The organism is Streptomyces sp. NPDC050759 (assembly GCF_044456945.1).
Classification (GTDB): Bacteria; Actinomycetota; Actinomycetes; order Streptomycetales; family Streptomycetaceae; genus Streptomyces.
On sequence record NZ_JBITGI010000005.1, the window covers coordinates 244695 to 260933 of the forward strand.

The 16239-nt window shown below is 69.7% G+C and carries 16 protein-coding genes and 1 pseudogene; 5 read left to right on the top strand and 12 right to left on the bottom strand.

What is annotated here, in order from left to right; all coding sequences use genetic code 11:
- The first annotated feature begins 8 nt into the window (after positions 1-8).
- A complete protein-coding gene (locus ACIBJB_RS17630) occupies positions 9-1448 on the top strand; it encodes a dihydrolipoamide acetyltransferase family protein (RefSeq protein WP_398931380.1) in 1440 nt (479 codons plus the stop codon).
- 76 nt (positions 1449-1524) lie between these two features.
- Here ACIBJB_RS17630 and ACIBJB_RS17635 read toward each other — a convergent pair whose 3' ends face one another.
- Positions 1525-2424 (bottom strand): D-alanyl-D-alanine carboxypeptidase family protein, encoded by a 900-nt coding sequence (locus ACIBJB_RS17635; RefSeq protein ID WP_398931382.1) that lies wholly within the window; start codon positions 2422-2424, stop codon positions 1525-1527.
- A 209-nt stretch (positions 2425-2633) separates the two neighbouring features.
- On the opposite strand from ACIBJB_RS17635, the gene ACIBJB_RS17640 reads away from it, so the two are divergent.
- Complete coding sequence (locus tag ACIBJB_RS17640) at positions 2634-3284, top strand: GntR family transcriptional regulator (protein ID WP_398931384.1); 651 nt, start codon at positions 2634-2636, stop codon at positions 3282-3284.
- Entirely contained in the window at positions 3281-4594 is a 1314-nt protein-coding gene (locus ACIBJB_RS17645; RefSeq protein ID WP_398931386.1) for a nitrate/nitrite transporter, read from the top strand. Before ACIBJB_RS17640 ends, ACIBJB_RS17645 begins: the two co-directional genes overlap by 4 nt.
- 70 nt (positions 4595-4664) lie before the next feature.
- On the opposite strand, the gene ACIBJB_RS17650 is transcribed toward ACIBJB_RS17645, so the two are convergent.
- Complete coding sequence (locus ACIBJB_RS17650) at positions 4665-5489, bottom strand: maleylpyruvate isomerase family mycothiol-dependent enzyme (RefSeq protein WP_398931388.1); 825 nt, start codon at positions 5487-5489, stop codon at positions 4665-4667.
- Between the two features lie 182 nt (positions 5490-5671).
- Here ACIBJB_RS17650 and ACIBJB_RS17655 point away from each other — a divergent pair, with 182 nt between their 5' ends.
- A complete protein-coding gene (locus ACIBJB_RS17655; protein ID WP_398931390.1) occupies positions 5672-6445 on the top strand; it encodes a carbon-nitrogen family hydrolase in 774 nt (257 codons plus the stop codon).
- Between the two features lie 12 nt (positions 6446-6457).
- Here the strand turns inward: ACIBJB_RS17655 and ACIBJB_RS17660 are convergent, their stop codons facing one another.
- The 3 genes and pseudogenes from ACIBJB_RS17660 to ACIBJB_RS17670 all read right to left on the bottom strand — a co-directional run bounded on the left by ACIBJB_RS17660 (position 6458) and on the right by ACIBJB_RS17670 (position 7446).
- Entirely contained in the window at positions 6458-6955 is a 498-nt protein-coding gene (locus ACIBJB_RS17660; RefSeq protein WP_359384414.1) for an LURP-one-related family protein, read from the bottom strand.
- Positions 6952-7252, bottom strand: a pseudogene (locus ACIBJB_RS17665) (AraC family transcriptional regulator); the annotation flags it as partial. The pseudogene ACIBJB_RS17665 and the gene ACIBJB_RS17660, both read right to left, overlap by 4 nt.
- The gene (locus ACIBJB_RS17670; RefSeq protein ID WP_398931392.1) at positions 7225-7446 is read right to left on the bottom strand and encodes a hypothetical protein; all 222 of its coding nucleotides are present in this window, start codon (positions 7444-7446) and stop codon (positions 7225-7227) included. The pseudogene ACIBJB_RS17665 and the gene ACIBJB_RS17670, both read right to left, overlap by 28 nt.
- 35 nt (positions 7447-7481) lie before the next feature.
- Here ACIBJB_RS17670 and ACIBJB_RS17675 point away from each other — a divergent pair, with 35 nt between their 5' ends.
- The gene (locus ACIBJB_RS17675; protein WP_398931394.1) at positions 7482-8315 is read left to right on the top strand and encodes a PIG-L family deacetylase; all 834 of its coding nucleotides are present in this window, start codon (positions 7482-7484) and stop codon (positions 8313-8315) included.
- Between the two features lie 52 nt (positions 8316-8367).
- On the opposite strand, the gene ACIBJB_RS17680 is transcribed toward ACIBJB_RS17675, so the two are convergent.
- The 7 genes from ACIBJB_RS17680 to ACIBJB_RS17710 all read right to left on the bottom strand — a co-directional run bounded on the left by ACIBJB_RS17680 (position 8368) and on the right by ACIBJB_RS17710 (position 16134).
- Positions 8368-9867 (bottom strand): FG-GAP and VCBS repeat-containing protein, encoded by a 1500-nt coding sequence (locus ACIBJB_RS17680; protein WP_398931396.1) that lies wholly within the window; start codon positions 9865-9867, stop codon positions 8368-8370.
- Positions 9868-10072: 205 nt separating this feature from the next.
- Positions 10073-10246: a hypothetical protein gene (locus tag ACIBJB_RS17685; RefSeq protein ID WP_398931398.1), complete on the bottom strand. Its 174-nt coding sequence runs from the start codon at positions 10244-10246 to the stop codon at positions 10073-10075.
- A gap of 27 nt (positions 10247-10273) precedes the next feature.
- Entirely contained in the window at positions 10274-11314 is a 1041-nt protein-coding gene (locus ACIBJB_RS17690; RefSeq protein WP_398932000.1) for a glycosyltransferase, read from the bottom strand.
- 262 nt (positions 11315-11576) lie between these two features.
- Positions 11577-11828, bottom strand: a complete 252-nt coding sequence (locus tag ACIBJB_RS17695; protein WP_062040842.1) for a DUF6458 family protein — start codon at positions 11826-11828, stop codon at positions 11577-11579.
- Positions 11829-11896: 68 nt separating this feature from the next.
- Entirely contained in the window at positions 11897-13216 is a 1320-nt protein-coding gene (locus ACIBJB_RS17700) for a M18 family aminopeptidase (RefSeq protein ID WP_398931400.1), read from the bottom strand.
- 86 nt (positions 13217-13302) lie between these two features.
- On the bottom strand, positions 13303-15129 hold the full coding sequence (locus tag ACIBJB_RS17705; protein ID WP_398931402.1) for an acyl-CoA dehydrogenase: 1827 nt from the start codon (positions 15127-15129) through the stop codon (positions 13303-13305).
- Between the two features lie 129 nt (positions 15130-15258).
- Entirely contained in the window at positions 15259-16134 is an 876-nt protein-coding gene (locus tag ACIBJB_RS17710) for an intradiol ring-cleavage dioxygenase (protein ID WP_398931404.1), read from the bottom strand.
- Positions 16135-16239: the final 105 nt, after the last annotated feature.

The following is a 16239-nucleotide window of genomic DNA, read 5'->3' on the forward strand; positions in this document are numbered from 1 at the left end:
AGAGGGTCGTGACGACGATGACGGAAGCGTCCGTGCGCGAGTTCAAGATGCCCGACGTGGGCGAGGGGCTCACCGAGGCGGAGATCCTCAAGTGGTATGTCCAGGCCGGTGACACGGTCACCGACGGGCAGGTGGTGTGCGAGGTGGAGACGGCCAAGGCCGCCGTCGAACTGCCCATCCCCTACGACGGGGTGGTGCGCGAGCTGCGCTTCCCCGAGGGCACCACGGTGGACGTGGGCACGGCGATCATCGCGGTGGACGTGGCGGGCGGGGCCCCCGCGGCCCCGGAGACGCCGGCCGAGGCTCCTGAAGCCTCCGCGGCTCCCGAAGCCTCCGAGGCCCCCGAGAAGAAGCAGGAGGGCCGTCAGCCCGTCCTGGTCGGCTACGGCGTGGCGGCCTCCTCGACCAAGCGCCGGCCCCGCAAGGGCCCGGAGGTTCCGGTCCAGCAGGCGTCGGTCGCGATCCAGACCGAACTGAACGGCCACGGCCCGGCCCCCACGAGCCCCGCCGCCACGAGCCCGGCCACCACCGTGCAGCCCCGCCCGCTGGCCAAGCCCCCGGTGCGCAAGCTGGCCAAGGACCTGGGCGTCGACCTGACCACGGTGACCCCGTCCGGCCCGGACGGCATCATCACCCGCGAGGACGTCCACGCGGCGGCGACCCCGGCCCAGGCCCCCGCGCCCGAGCCGGTGGTGACGCAGGCCCCGGTCACGGCCCCGGTGACCCCCACCGCGTCGTACGACGCGGCCCGCGAGACCCGCATCCCGGTCAAGGGCGTCCGCAGGGCGACGGCCGCGGCGATGGTCGGTTCGGCGTTCACGGCCCCGCACGTCACGGAGTTCGTGACGGTGGACGTGACCCGCACCCTGAAGCTGGTCGAGGAGCTCAAGCAGGACAAGGACCTCCAAGGCCTGCGGGTGAACCCCCTCCTGCTGATCGCCAAGGCCCTGCTGGTCGCGATCAAGCGCAACCCCGACATCAACGCCTCCTGGGACGAGACGAACCAGGAGATCGTCCTCAAGCACTACGTCAACCTCGGCATCGCCGCCGCCACCCCCCGCGGCCTGATCGTCCCGAACATCAAGGACGCCCACACCAAGACCCTGCCGCAACTGGCCCAAGCGCTGGGCGAACTGGTGGCCACGGCCAAGGAGGGCCGCACCAGCCCGGCCGCGATGCAGGGCGGCACCGTCACCATCACCAACGTCGGCGTCTTCGGCGTCGACACCGGCACCCCCATCCTCCCGCCGGGAGAGGCCGCGATCCTCGCCGTCGGCGCGATCAAGCTCCAGCCCTGGGTCCACAAGGGCAAGGTGAAGCCCCGCCAGGTCACCACCCTGGCGCTCAGCTTCGACCACCGCCTGGTGGACGGCGAGTTGGGCTCCAAGGTGCTGGCCGACGTGGCGGCGATCCTCGAGCAACCGAAGAAGTTGATCACCTGGGCGTGATCTGCCCGCGGTGGACACGTCGTCCCACGCTGAAGGGGCCCGTCGCTTTCGGCGACGGGCCCCTTCGTGGTCGGCGTCAGCTGATCTTCGCGTAGCCGTAGTTGATGAGCTTTTTCACGTCGGTCGTGCGGTTGGCCGCCGTGGAGGAGGTCATGACCGCGCCGATGACGGACTCGCCGTTCTTCGTGGCGGCGAAGACGAGGCAGTACTTGGAGTCGGTGCCCGAGCCGGTCTTGATGCCGAGCGTGCCGTTCCAGCCGAGCAGGGTGTTGGTGTTGGTCCAGGCACCCATGGTGCGGGTGCTGCCGGTCTTGGTGATCGTCTTCGCCGTGTACGACTTGGTCTTCACGACGGACTTGAAGGTCGAGTTCTTCATCACGTTGCGGGCGAGCAGCGTGAGGTCCTTCGGCGTCGAGGCGTTCGTACCATTGCTTATTCCGTCGAACGAGTCGAACTTCGTGTTCGCCATGCCGAGGCTCCGGGCCGTCGTGTTCATCTTCGCGATGAACGACTTGGTGCGCGCGGAGACCGTCGAGCCCGAGCCGAACTTGTCGGCCAGGGCCATCGCGGCGTCACAGCCGGACGGCAGCATCATCCCGTAGAGCAGCTGACGGACGGTCACCTTGTCGCCCACGATCAGGTGAGCGGACGAAGCGCCCTTGGAGACGATGTAGTCGCTGTACGCCTTCTTGATCGTGACCTTGGCGTCCAGGTTCAGGTTCGACTGCGACAGTACGACCTTCGCAGTCATGATCTTCGTGGTGGAAGCGGTGAGCCGCTTCGTGTTCGGCGCCTTGCTGTAGAGGGTCGAGCCGGTCACGCTGTTCATCAGGAATCCGCCCTTGGCGGTGATGGTCGGCGCCGTGAGCGCCTGCGCGGGTGCCGCGGTGAGAGCTCCGGTGGCGAGCACTGCGCCGGTCGTGATCGCGACGGCTGCGGCTCTGCGGACACGGAGGCCCTTGATGGCGGTAATCAACTGAAATACCCCGAATACGTCGAATGCCCCTGGGTGCGGCCGGGTTGGAAGGGGAAGAAAGTGGGGCCGCACGTGTGTGACACGTAAGTAGCACACAAGGTTGTGCCCCGGCTGGGGCGGGTGTGGCTTTCGCGGACGGGAGTTCCTGTCGAGGTCCGAATGCTGGAACGGGACTCACCATGCGTACGTGTTGTATCTATGCTGTGGGCATGAGCCTGGCCGTGAAACAGCCTCCCGCCGCCGATCGCGTCTACGCCCACGTCAAGCAGGGTGTCCTGGACCGCCGTTACGAGGGCGGGACCCTGCTCACCGAGGGCGAACTCGGCGAGGCCGTCGGGGTTTCCCGTACACCCGTGCGAGAGGCGCTGCTGCGTCTCGAGGTCGAGGGGCTGATCAAGCTTTACCCGAAAAAGGGGGCCCTGGTCCTGCCGGTCTCCGCGCAGGAGATCGCCGACGTCGTCGAGACCCGGCAGCTCGTCGAAGGGCACGCCGCCCGCAAGGCCGTACCGGCGTCCCCGCAGCTCATCGCGCGCCTCGAGGAACTGCTCGGGCGGCAGAAGGAGCAGGCCGCCGCCGGGGATCTGGCCGGCGCCGCCGTCACCGACCGCTGCTTCCACGCCGAGATCGTCCGCAGCGGCGGCAACGAGATCCTCAGCCGGCTCTACGACCAACTCCGCGACCGCCAGCTCAGGATGGGCGTGGCCGTGATGCACGCCCACCCGGACCGGATCACCAAGACCCTCGCCGAGCACGAGCAGATCCTTCAGGCACTGCGCTCCGGCGACGCGGAGGCGGTCGTAGGCCTGATTCACGGGCATGTCGAGTGGTTCTCCCACCTCGCCCGGGGTGAGGTCCGATGAGCAGGTCCACTCTTCCGGGTGACCGTCCCTCAGCGATGGCACCCCCAGGCGGCCGGCGCGCTATGGCCGTGTGGGGCATCGGCGTCTCCGTCTACTTCGTCGCGGTCATCTTCCGTACGTCCCTCGGAGTCGCCGGCCTCGACGCGGCCGACCGCTTCCATGTGAACGCCTCGGCGCTGTCGACCTTCTCGATCCTCCAACTCCTCGTCTACGCGGGCATGCAGATACCCGTCGGCCTGCTCGTGGACCGGCTCGGCACCAAGAAGGTGCTGACGCTCGGCGTGGTGCTCTTCACGGCGGGGCAGCTCGGCTTCGCGTTCTCACCGTCGTACGGAACGGCCCTCGCCTCGCGCGCCCTGCTCGGCTGCGGCGACGCGATGACCTTCATCAGCGTGCTGCGCCTGGGCACCCGCTGGTTCCCGGCCCGCCGCGGGCCGCTGGTCGCGCAGCTCGCCGGGCTGGCCGGCATGGCGGGCAACCTGGTCTCCACGCTGGTCCTGGCCCGGCTCCTGCACGGCATCGGCTGGACCCCGGCGTTCGCGGGCAGCTCGCTCGCGGGTGTGGTGGTGCTGGTCCTGCTGCTCCTCTTCCTCAAGGACCACCCCGAGGGGCAGGAGCCGGAGCCGTTCCCGCACCAGGGGGCGGCCTATGTACGGCGGCAGATCGCCGCGTCCTGGCGGGAGCCCGGCACCCGGCTCGGGCTGTGGGTGCACTTCACGACCCAGTTCCCGGCGATGGTGTTCCTGCTGCTGTGGGGCCTGCCGTTCCTCGTCGAGGCACAGGGGCTGTCCCGGGCGGTGGCGGGCGAACTGCTCACTCTGGTCGTGCTGTCCAACATGGTCGTCGGTCTGGTCTACGGCCAGGTCGTCGCCCGGCACCACGAGGCGCGGCTGCCGCTCGCGCTCGGGACCGTGGGGGCGACGGCGCTGCTCTGGGCGGCCACGCTGGCCTACCCCGGCGAGCGTGCGCCGATGTGGCTGCTGATCGTGCTGTGCGTGGTCCTCGGCTCGTGCGGACCGGCCTCGATGCTCGGTTTCGACTTCGCGCGGCCGGCGAACCCGCCGGAGCGGCAGGGGACCGCGTCCGGCATCACGAACATGGGCGGGTTCGTCGCGTCGATGACCACCCTGTTCGCCGTCGGGGTGCTCCTGGACGCGACCGACGACAACTACAGCGTCGCCTTCTCGTCCGTCTTCGTGCTCCAGGCGCTCGGCGTCAGCCAGATCCTGCGGCTGCGCGGGCGGGCGGCCCGGCGGGAGCGGGAGCGGCTGGTGGCGAGCCGGGTGGAGACGGTCCACGTGCCCGCCTGACCGGACATCAGCTGAACGGACGTCAGCGCATCGGGCCCGCCACACCCGCCGGGACGGAGTCCGTCACCCGCTACGGCGTCACGGTGAAGTTCCTGAGGATCGCCGACGCCAGTTCCGGGTCGCCCTCCGCCTTCACACGGTCCGTCACCGACTCCAGGGTCACCCGGCCGCAGGCCAGGCGCACGTAGGTCTCCCAGTCGAGGGTGAGGGTGGCGGCGGGACCGAGGGCGGGGGCGGTCTCCAGGGTGCCGCGGCCCTGGATGTCGACGCGTATGGTGCGCAGGAACTCGATGGGACCGTGGACGTCGAAGACGATCGCCGAGCTGCGGGGGGCGTCGGCCTTGACGGCCACTATGTCGGGGAGCGCTTCGAGCAGGACGTCCCGGGCGATGTGCGCGCCGGGGGAGTCGAGGTTGCCGGGCCGGCCGAGGGCGGTGCGCAGGTCCTGTTCGTGCACCCAGACGTTGAAGGCGTGCTGGCGCATGGAATCCGCGAGCGTCAGTTCGGTGCCCAGCGGGCCGCGCACCTTCGTGCCGGGGTCGCGGGAGTCGTTCCGCAGCTGGCGGTTGCGGCGGATGACGACGTACTCCAGCTCGGAGGTCATCTCCGGTGCCGTGTGGTGGCGGCGGACGTCGACCTGCATCTCCATGTACCGCTGGTGGTCGTTGGTGACGTGGAAGAGGTCGCGGGGGAGGGTGTGGATGGGGCGCGGGTCGCCCAGCATCTCGCAGTCCAGACCGATGACATGGGACACCACGTCCCGGACCGACCAGCCCGGGCAGGGGGTACGGCGGTTCCACTCTCCCTCCACGAGGGGCGTCACCAGCTCGGATATCGCTTCGATGGAGTGGGTCCAGGCGTCGGCGTAGGGCTGGAGGGTGGGATGCAGACTCACGGAACGGGACCCCTCGGCGGTCGGAGCACGGGCTGGTGATGGCGGCGTTGCCAGTGGAGGTGGTGGCTGTCGGCGGGTGTCTTGAGACGCTAAGTTACGCTGCTGTGAGGCACCCCGGCAGTGCTTTCGTGTGACGATCGTAGGCCCGTAATGGACGGCTCGAATGCCAGGACGGTGGTAGTGTGCGCGCCTCTCTGATCCAGATCGCCGTGGATGAGGACGAATCGGTCGAATCGCGTCGGCGTCGCGTGGCATCGCTGGTACGGGATCAGGCCGGGGCCGACCTCGTCGTGCTGCCGGAGCTGTGGACCACCGGGGCGTTCGCCTTCGAGGAGTTCGGGAACGAGGCCGAACCGCTGGAAGGGCCGACCTACGAGGTCATGACGAAGGCCGCGAGCGACGCCGGCGTGTGGCTGCACGCGGGCTCGGTCCCCGAGCGGGCCCCTGACGGCACCCTCTACAACACCTCCCTCTTCTTCTCGCCCTCCGGTGACCTGGCCGCCACCTACCGCAAGATCCACCGCTTCGGCTTCGACAAGGGCGAGGCCGTGCTGATGGGTCGCGGCGAGGACCTGGTGACGGTCCGTCTGCCGGAGACGACCGTCGGCGTCGCCACCTGTTACGACCTCCGTTTCCCCGAACTCTTCCGCGGTCTCGTCGACGCGGGCGCCGAGACCCTGGTGATCCCGGCGGGCTGGCCGGAGCGCCGCCGGGCGCACTGGACGCTGCTGGCCCGGGCGCGGGCGGTCGAGAACCAGGCGTTCGTGCTCGCTTGTGGAACGGCCGGGACGCACGCGCGGGTTCCGCAGGCAGGTCACTCGATCGTGGTGGATCCGTGGGGCGAGGTCCTCGCGGAGGCGGGCGCCGGCGAGGAGATCCTCACGGTGGAGTTCGACCCCGGGAAGGTGGCCGTGACCCGGGAGCTGTTCCCGGCCCTGAAGGACCGGGTGCTGTGACGTCCCGGGAGGTCAGTCGTCCTCCCGCTCCTTCTCGGCGAGGTGGATCACGCACACGGCCACCGCGATGAGCAGCGCCGGATCCGCGTCGTCGCGGACGATGTCGACGCCGTAGGTCTCCCGCACGTGCAGCCAACGTCGCGAGACCACCGCGAGCAGCTCACCGTCGTACTCGACGGCGAACTCCCGGTCGAGGATCTTGCCGCTGACGTCGAGTTCGGTACTGCCGTCGGCGAGGGCCACCCGGTAGTGGTTGCGCAGCAGGGACAGGCGTTTCCGCTTGATCGTCGCCAGCGGCTCGCCGTCCCGTTCGATCAGCATGGTGTCGCGCAGGGCGAGCATCTTCTGGCGGATGTCGATCAGGACCCGCCCGCTGGTGTCCTTCAGCTCGAAGGTGTCCCTGAGGCGCATCGCCTTGCCGTCGACGAGGAACACCTTGTTGCCCTGGTCGTCCTCGATCCAGTAGTCGTCACCGAAGCCGAGGAGCCGGTCGCGTACGAGGAATCTCATGCCGTTACCGCTTCCCCGCCGCCCGCTCCGCAACGCCGCCGATAGGCCGACGGGCTGAGTCCCGTCTCGCGCCGCACGCGCGCGTGGAGCCTCGCGGCCGCCCCTCGCGGCCCTCCCGTCCAGCCGCTCGTCGCCGCGCTCGGTGAGCCGGGCGGGGGACACGGCCGCGCGCGTCGCGAGGGCGGCGGCGGTCAGCGGCTCCCCCGGTTGCCGTGTCCATGCGGGCGGCGGGCCCAGCGACTCGTCCCGCAGGTCGGGTACGGTGCGCTTCACGCACGGCTGCCGGCCGCCGCCGCGAGGGCGGCGACGGCGAGCCGCGGTCCCAGGTCACGGTCGCCGACGTCCTCGACGTCCCCCGTGGCCACGACCTCGACCCGGGCGCCCACCAGCGAGGTCGGCCGCCCGGGAACAGTCGGTCCGGCCGGCGCGGTTGCATCGACGAGGGGCCGGCGGGATCCGGTCCCCAGGATCGCGGTACGCCCGCCGCGCACCCGGACCAAACGTATGTCCGCAGGAGGACTTCTTCATGACTGACCGGCCCTTGACGCTCATGGCAGTACACGCTCACCCCGACGACGAGGCCACCGGAACCGGAGGGGTCCTCGCGCGGTATGCGGCGGAAGGAATCCGCACGGTTCTCGTGACCTGTACCGACGGTGGTTGCGGTGACGGGCCGGGGGGTGTCAAGCCAGGTGATCCCGGGCACGATCCGGCGGCGGTGGCCCTGCTGCGCCGCCAAGAACTCGAGGCGAGCCGTGACGTCCTGAAGATCAGCGATCTGGAGACGCTGGACTACGCCGACTCCGGGATGATGGGCTGGCCGAGCAACGACGCTCCCGGATCCTTCTGGCGGACCCCGGTGCAGGAAGGCGCGGCCCGACTCGCGGAACTCATGCGGCACTACCGACCTGATGTGGTCGTCACCTACGACGAGAACGGCTTCTACGGTCACCCCGACCACATCCAGGCCCACCGCATCACGATGGCGGCGCTGGAGATGACCGCGTTGACGCCGAAGGTGTACTGGACCACGATGCCCCGCTCGATGATGCAGCGGTTCGGCGAGATCATGCGCGAGTTCCAGGAGGACATGCCCGAGCCGGACCCTGCCGAGACCGCAGCGCTGGCCGAGATCGGCCTGCCTGACGACGAGATCACGACGTGGGTGGACACCACCGCGTTCAGCGGTCAGAAGTTCGACTCGCTGGCCGCGCACGCCAGTCAGGGCGAGAATATCTTCTTCCTCAGGATGGGCAAGGAGAGGTTCGGCGAGCTGATGGGCGTCGAGACCTTCGTCCGTGTCCAGGACGCCACCGGCGCGGCGCTCCCCGAGAACGATCTCTTCGCCGGCCTGCGCTGATCCGCCCCATCCGTGGGGAAGGGCGGGCCCGCGTCCCGGGCCCGCCCGCGGGCTAGTCGGCGAAGAGCGCGCCGAACTGCGGGGTGCCGGCGGTGGAGACGCCCACCGCGGTCACGGAGAGGGCGCGGGCGCCGGTCGTGCCGATCTTCGTGCCGGTGGAGGGCAGGTAGGTCACCGCTCCGTCGCCGCCGTCCTCGTACGACCCGACGACCAGGTCCGCCCTGCCGTCGCCGTTGACGTCGTCGAGCTTGACGTCGGCGCCGAACAGGTCGTTCTTCTCGGAGGTGCCGGGAACGCCCGTCGTGTTCTGCTCGAAGGACTGCAGGCCGGTGGAGGTGTTGATGCCGCTCGCCGAGCCGTACATGACGGTGACCATGCCGGCGTTGGTGACGCTGCCGAGGTCCTCGTTCGGGGTGGAGACGACCAGGTCCTGGTAGCCGTCGCCGTTGACGTCGCCCAGGTCCAGGTCCCAGCCGAAGGCGTCACCCTTCTCCGAACTGCCGGGGACGTTCCCGGTGTTCTGGGTGATGCCGGTGGTCGAGGCGGGTCCGGACGCGGAGCCGTAGGTGATGCTGACCTTGCCGCCGTTCGAGGCGTCCGGGATGGTCTGGCCGTCGCTGGTCGTGGCGTCCCAGCCGGCGCCGGTGACGATGTCGCCGTAGCCGTCGCCGTTGATGTCGCCGATGCCGGTGACGATGCCCGGCTTGAGGGTCTTGACGCCCGCGACGCTCAGACCGCTCGCGGTGCCGGGCACGTAGTAGTTGGTGTTCCAGCCGTTCTCGGTCTGCGTCTCGAAGCCGTCGACCACCAGGTCGGTGCGGCCGTCGCCGTTCACGTCGCCGGCCGTGAGCTGCTCGGGGCCGTACGGGAAGTCGGCCGAGCCGGGCTGGATCGGGGGCTTGACGGTGTAGCGGCCACCGGGCTGCCCGGTGGAGCTGCTGAAGCCGCCCTTGTAGACGTAGAGGGTGGCGGCCGAGCTGCCGACGGCCAGGTCGGCCTTGCCGTCGCCGTCGAAGTCGCCGGCGGCCAGGGACAGGCCCCAGTTGTCGTGCGAGGAGACGGCCGGATCCGGTACGTCGCTGGCCTTGCCGGTGAGGCCGCTCGCCGAGCCCCACAGGATCGCGAGGGCGCCGCCGTCGGTGTCGGTGCCGACCTTCTCGTACGGCGAGGCCACGGCGAGGTCGTCGTACCCGTCACCGTTGAAGTCGGCGTACGCCGTCGCGCCGCCGAACCAGTCGCCGGTCTCGGCGCTGCCGGGCACGGTGCCGGAATTCTGGCTGAGGACCGTGCGCTTGGCCGAGGTCACGCCGGTGGTGCGGCTGCCGTAGAGGGCGACGACCTGGCCGGCGTTGGCGTGGCCGCTGACGGAGGCGCCGGCGGCCGTGGCGAGGACGTCGCCGATGCCGTCGCCGTTGAAGTCGGCCTTCGCGACCTTGAACGAGTCGGCGGCGGTGGCCGTCGTCGCCGAGACCGTGAGCAGACCGCCCGTCAGCGCGGCAGCGGCGGCCGTCGCGAGGGCGAGTCGCAGATACGGATGGCGGTACTGGTGCATGCGGGTTCTCCTGCGGCATGCGGGGGATGCCTGGCGGGCATCCGCGTCAATGGGGTGCGAACCGGTCGTGTTTGCCACGTGTTGTCCTCTGGGACACGGCCAGTTGGCGATCAGGAGACCGCCGGCGGGGCCCAAGGGTTGTACGTGACGCCGGTGCACCACCCGACGAGGCCCGCCGCGGTACGGCGGGCCACCCGGTCTGCCTTCAGGAGTGCTGCGGTCGCCGCCTCCGCGGCACCAGCTTGTACAGCGCGACCCCGGCCGCCACCAACGTCGTGGCGGTCACCACCATCGCCATGCTGTTCAGCCACAGCCCGGTCGCCGCGAGCGTGGCGCCCCCGGCACCGGTCGTTCCCGCGCCGATCACTCTTCCGTACATGATGTTTCTCCTTGAGGGACGTGAGGGTTACGTGGCCACCCACTTCTCCTCGCTGCGGCGCAACAGGCCCCACAGCGAGGAGAAGTAGACGGCGTGCTGGAAAAGGTCGTAGAGCATCTCGGGGATCATCAGCGCCGCCACCAGCACGGCACGCGGCCCGGCCCGGCGCACGGAGACCGTCTTCTCGACCACGAAGACGAGCCCGATCGCGGTCCAGAAGGGCGAGAAGCCGGGCCAGCCGTACAGCGCGCTGTACGTGACCATGTAGGTCAGATAGACCAGGAAGGACAGCGCGCCGAACCCCATGAGGAACTGCTGCAGGAAGTAGCGGGCGGTGACACGGGTCCAGCCGTAGTCGCGCAGGTTCTCCAGGGCTCCGCGCTGCCACCGCAGCCGTTGGTGCCACAGCTTGCCCAGCGAGGGCATGACCTCGGTGGTGACCGCGCAGCCGGCCGGCGACATGGTCCGGTAGCCGAGGGTCTTGACCGCCTTGGTCATCTCGTCGTCCTCGGTGAGCGAGGCGAGACTGTAGTAGGCGTGGCCGCCGCCGATCACTCCGTCGCGGCGGGCGACGCGCACCTCGCGCAGGACGCGGGCGCGGAACATGGTGCCGGTGCCGGTGAGCACCTGGGCCTTGCCGCCGGTGCGCTCCAGTTCCCAGGCGTAGCGGTGGAACTCCATGCGCTGGAGCAGTCCGAGCAGACCGCCGCCGTCCTCGCCGTAGAAGACGCCGCCGACGGCGCCGACCTTGCGGTTGAAGGTGCCGAGCGCGGTCTCGCTGAACCACGGGCTGAGCACGGTGTCGGCGTCCTGCACCAACAAAAGGTCGCGGTCCTCGAGATGGGGCAGCACCCAGGCGATGGCCTGGTTGAGGGCGCCGGCCTTCTTGTGTGTGTTGCCCTGGGTGGCGAAGACCTGGGCGCCGTGCGCGACGGCGATCTCGGCGGTGGCGTCGGTGCAGTTGTCGGCCACCACGACGATCAGGTCGGGACGCCGGGTCTGCCGCCACAGGCCCTGGATCGCGTCGGCGATGCGGTCCTGCTCGTTGTGGGCCGGTATCAGCGCCACCAGGCGCTGTGGGCCGTCGAATTCGTCGGGGGCGGCGTGCGCGCGGCGAGCGGCGTGCCGGTGAGGGCGCGGTGGTCCCGGAAGGGGGGCCGCGACGGTCGTCGTGGGGTGGAGCACGGGGAGCTCCCGGGTGTGCTGGTGGTTCACGCCCGGCACTGCTGACCCCCCGGGCTCTCAAGGATCCCGAGTCTTCACGACTTTCACACAAGCGCACAAGTCAACCCAGATCACAGATTGCTCAAGGTTGTCCTATGAATGCGACTTAAACGCCGTATCCGTCGGAGTATCCGTCCCGGCGGACATGCCGCTCCTCCTCGACGACCGTCGGCGTGGTGGGCGGTACCACCACGCGCCGCCGCCGGGCGATGCTGCTGAACGTCGTCACGCCGATCAGTCCCACGATCATCAGGATCACACCGACCAGGTCGAGGTTGACCCCCTGCATGTGCCAGTCGGTGGCGAACGTGAGGATTGCTCCCACGGCGATGAGAATGATGCACCCGCCGAGGCCCATGAGTGTCGCCTCCCTGTCAGGTCCGGTCGTTCCGGCCCGAACCTGCGGGTACCCCTCCTTCCCGCGAACTACCCCTCCAGGAACGCCACCAGAGCGTTGGCCAGCAGATGCGGGTCGTCCGCGCCGCACAACTCCCGGACGCTGTGCATCGACAGGATCGCCACGCCGATGTCGACGGTCTTGATGCCGTGCCGGGCCGCGGTGATCGGGCCGATGGTCGTGCCGCAGGGCATGGAGTTGTTGGAGACGAAGGACTGGAAGGGCACGCCGGCCTTCTCGCAGGCGGCGGCCCACACGGCCCGGCCCGAACCGTCCGTGGCATAGCGGTTGTTGACGTTGACCTTGAGGATCGGGCCGCCGTTGACGCGCGGGTGGTGCGTCGGGTCGTGCCGCTCCGCGTAGTTGGGGTGCACGGCGTGCCCGGTGTCGGAGGACAGGCAGACCGTCCCCGCGAAGGCCCGCGCCCGGTCCTCGTACGACCCGCCGCGCGCGAACACCGAGCGCTCCAGGATCCCGCCGAGCAGCGGCCCGTCGGCGCCCGTGTCCGACTGCGAACCGTTCTCCTCGTGGTCGAAGGCGGCGAGGACGGGGATGTACGGCAGCTCCGAACCGCCGGCCACCGCGGTCAGGGCGGCCACCCCGGCGTGCACGGACAGCAGGTTGTCCATGCGCGGGCCCGCCACCAACTCCTTGTCCCGGCCCAGGTAGGCGGGCGCCTCCACGGAGTGCGTCATCAGGTCCCAGCCGGTCACCTCGCCCGCGCCGAGCCCCGACTCCTCCTCCAGGAAGGCGATCAGGTCACCGTCGCGCACGTCGTCGCCGAGACCCCAGACGGGCTGCAGATGCCGCTGCTTGTCGAGCTTGAGCCCCTCCGCCGACACCGCGCGGTCCAGGTGGATCGCCAGCTGCGGCACCCTGAGCAGCGGCCGGTCCACGTTCACCAGCCGCGTCGAACCGTCCCGCAGGGTCAGCCGGCCGGCCAGCCCCAGGTCGCGGTCGAGCCAGGAGTTCATCAGCGGCCCGCCGTAGATCTCCACGGCGACCTGGCGCCAGCCGTGCGCCCCGGTGTCCGGCAGCGGCTTGACCCGCAGGTTCGGGGAGTCGGTGTGCGCGCCCACGATGCGGTACGGCGTGTGGGGCGCCGCGCCCTCGGGGACGTACCAGGCGATGATCGCGCCGCCGCGCAGCACGTACTTGCCGCCGCTCCCCGAGGCGGAACCCCCCGCGGTCTCCGCGTCCCAGGCGTCCGTCTCCGAGACCTGGCGGAAGCCGGCCTTCTCCAGCCGCTCGGCGGCGTTCGCCACCGCGTGGTACGGCGTGGGGCTCGCCGCCAGGAAGGTCATGAGGTCGTCGGTGTGGCCGCGGTCGAGGCGGTGGGGTGCGCTCATGGGTTCACCTTAACGACGTACGAGAGCCCGCTCCCGGCGATGGGAGCGGGCCCTCGTGAGGACGTGTGCAGCTGTACGGGTGTGTCCTAGAACGCGGCTTCGTCCAGCTCCATCAGGTCCAGCTCGACGCCCTCGGCGACCTTGCGGGCCAGGGTCACGCCGGGCAGGACGTTGGCCGCGAAGAACTTCGCCGCCGCGATCTTGCCGGTGTAGAAGGCCTTGTCCTTCGCGGAGGCCGTCTCCAGCTTTTCGGCGGCGATCGCCGCGCCCTTGAGGAGCAGGTAGCCGACGACGACGTCACCGGAGGCCATCAGAAGGCGGGTGGTGTTGAGGCCCACCTTGTAGATGTTCTTGACGTCCTGCTCGGTGGCCGCGAGGTCGGTCAGCATCAGACCGACGATCGCCTCCAGCTCGACGGCCGCCTTGGCCAGGTGCTCACGGGCGCCCGCGAACTCCTCGCCGCCGGTGCCCAGCGCCAGGAACTTCTTGATGTCCTCGGCGAGGGAGTTGAGGGCCGCGCCCTGGTTGCGGACGATCTTCCGGAAGAAGAAGTCCTGGCCCTGGATCGCGGTGGTGCCCTCGTACAGGGTGTCGATCTTGGCGTCGCGGATGTACTGCTCGATCGGGTACTCCTGCAGGAAGCCGGAGCCGCCGAAGGTCTGCAGCGACTGGGCGAGCTGCTCGTAGCCCTTCTCGGAGCCGTACCCCTTGACGATCGGCAGGAGCAGGTCGTTCAGCGCGTGCTCGGTCTTCGTGTCCTCGCCCGCGGCCTCCTTGACGGCGATCGCGTCCTGGATGGAGGCGGTGTAGAGCACGAGGGCGCGCATGCCCTCCGCGTACGCCTTCTGCGTGATCAGCGCGCGGCGCACGTCGGGGTGGTGGGTGATGGTGACCTTGGGCGCGGTCTTGTCCATGAAGTTCGCCAGGTCCGGGCCCTGGACGCGCTCCTTGGCGTACTCCAGCGCGTTCAGGTAGCCCGTCGACAGCGTGGAGATGGCCTTCGTGCCGACCATCATCCGCGCGAACTCGATGATCCGGAACATCTGGCGGATGCCGTCGTGCTTGTCGCCGATCAGCCAGCCCTTGGCGGGGTGCCGGTCGCCGAAGGTCATCTCGCAGGTGTTGGAGGCCTTCAGGCCCATCTTGTGCTCGACGTTCGTCGCGTACACGCCGTTGCGCTCGCCCAGCTCGCCGGTCTCGACGTCGAACAGGTACTTCGGGACGAGGAAGAGGGACAGCCCCTTGGTGCCGGGACCGGCACCCTCCGGCCGGGCGAGCACGTAGTGAAGGATGTTCTCCTCCATGTCGTGCTCACCGGAGGTGATGAACCGCTTGACGCCCTCGATGTGCCAGGAGCCGTCCTCCTGCTGGACCGCCTTGGTACGGCCGGCGCCGACGTCGGAGCCCGCGTCGGGCTCGGTCAGCACCATGGTCGAACCCCAGGTCCGCTCCACGGCGATCCGGGCGATCTTCTTCTGGACCTCGTTGCCCTCGTCGAAGAGGATCCCGGCGAACGCCGGGCCGGAGGAGTACATCCACACGGCCGGGTTCGCGCCGAGGATCAGCTCGGCGTACGACCAGATCAGGGACGGCGGAGCCGTCGTGCCGCCGATCTCCTCGGGCAGACCGAGCCGCCAGTACTCGGAGTCCATGAAGGCCTTGTAGCTCTTCTTGAAGGACGCCGGGACCGGCGCGGTGTTCGTCTCCGGGTCGAAGACCGGCGGGTTGCGGTCGGCATCCGCGAAGGACTCCGCCAGCTCGTTCTCCGAGAGACGGGTCAGCTCCTCCAGGACGCTCTTCGCGGTCTCGACGTCCATCTCCGCGAACGGGCCGGTGCCGTACAGCTTGTCCCGCCCGAGTACTTCGAAGAGGTTGAACTCGATGTCGCGCAGATTCGACTTGTAGTGCCCCATGGCGACGGCTCCGTTAAGAGTTCGGCGAGGCACGTCGTTCCTCGCGCTAGTTCACATACCAACAAGTAGCTCCGATGATGCTACCCGTCGGTAATAAGCCGCAACCCCGATCCGGCCATCTGTGACGGTTCACACCGCGATGGTCAACGTGGCGGTGTACCCCTCCACCACGCTCCCCTTCACCACCGCCAGCTGCTGGTCGTAACCGTCCCTGAAGACGCTGTCCGACTCCAGCGAGAGCCGGCCCAGGTTGTCCACACTGCTCTCGTAGCCCTCGGTGGCGTACACCGTGTCGCAGACGTCCTTCGGGAGCGCGAGCTGCGAAGTGCCGGTGATCGCGGTGGCCGTGGTGGCGTCCGCGAGGCTGCCGTAGACCTCGAAATGGATGTGCGGCCAACGGCCGGTGTAGCAGCCGGGGAAGACGCTGGTGAAGGTCACCTGCCCCTGCTCGTCGGTCTCCTGGACACCGCGCAGGTAGTTCTCGTCGGCGACGCCCTCGGTGTACAGCGAATAGCCGCCCTCGCGGTCGCAGTGCCACACATAGACGGCCGCGCCCCGCTTGGGGGTCCCGCAGCCGGAGGCGGCGTCCACGACCGTGAGCGTGAAGGTCAGGGGGACGCCCTCGGCGGTCCCGCCCGCGGAGTCACCGAAGCTCCTGGTGATGTCGCCGCGGACGACCCCGCTCTCCTTCAGCACGTTCACGCCGTTCGAGCCGTCGCCGGGGTAGGGCCCGGCGGTCTCCTCGGGGACGGTGACGCACTCGGCGGAGCTCGCCGAACCCGCGGAACTCGCGGAACCCGCGGAGCTCGCTGAACCCGCGGCGCTCGCCGAGGGAGAAGAGCCGTCGTCGGCGGTGCACCCCACCAGGGGCACCAGACCTGCCCCCACTCCCGCCATGAGCCGGATCATCCGGCGGCGGGCGAGCACGGGAAGGTCATAGGAGAGCCCCCTGTCGTGCTCGTGGATCTCGTCCTCATGGACCTCGTCGTCGTGATGTCGGCGCATGAACCGACGCTACGAGCGGCGGTCGCCACAAGCCCAGGGCCGGCGGCTGTCGGGTCGCTGTCGGTTTTCCGGATGCCGGCAGCCGCCCACCGCCCTCACCCCCTC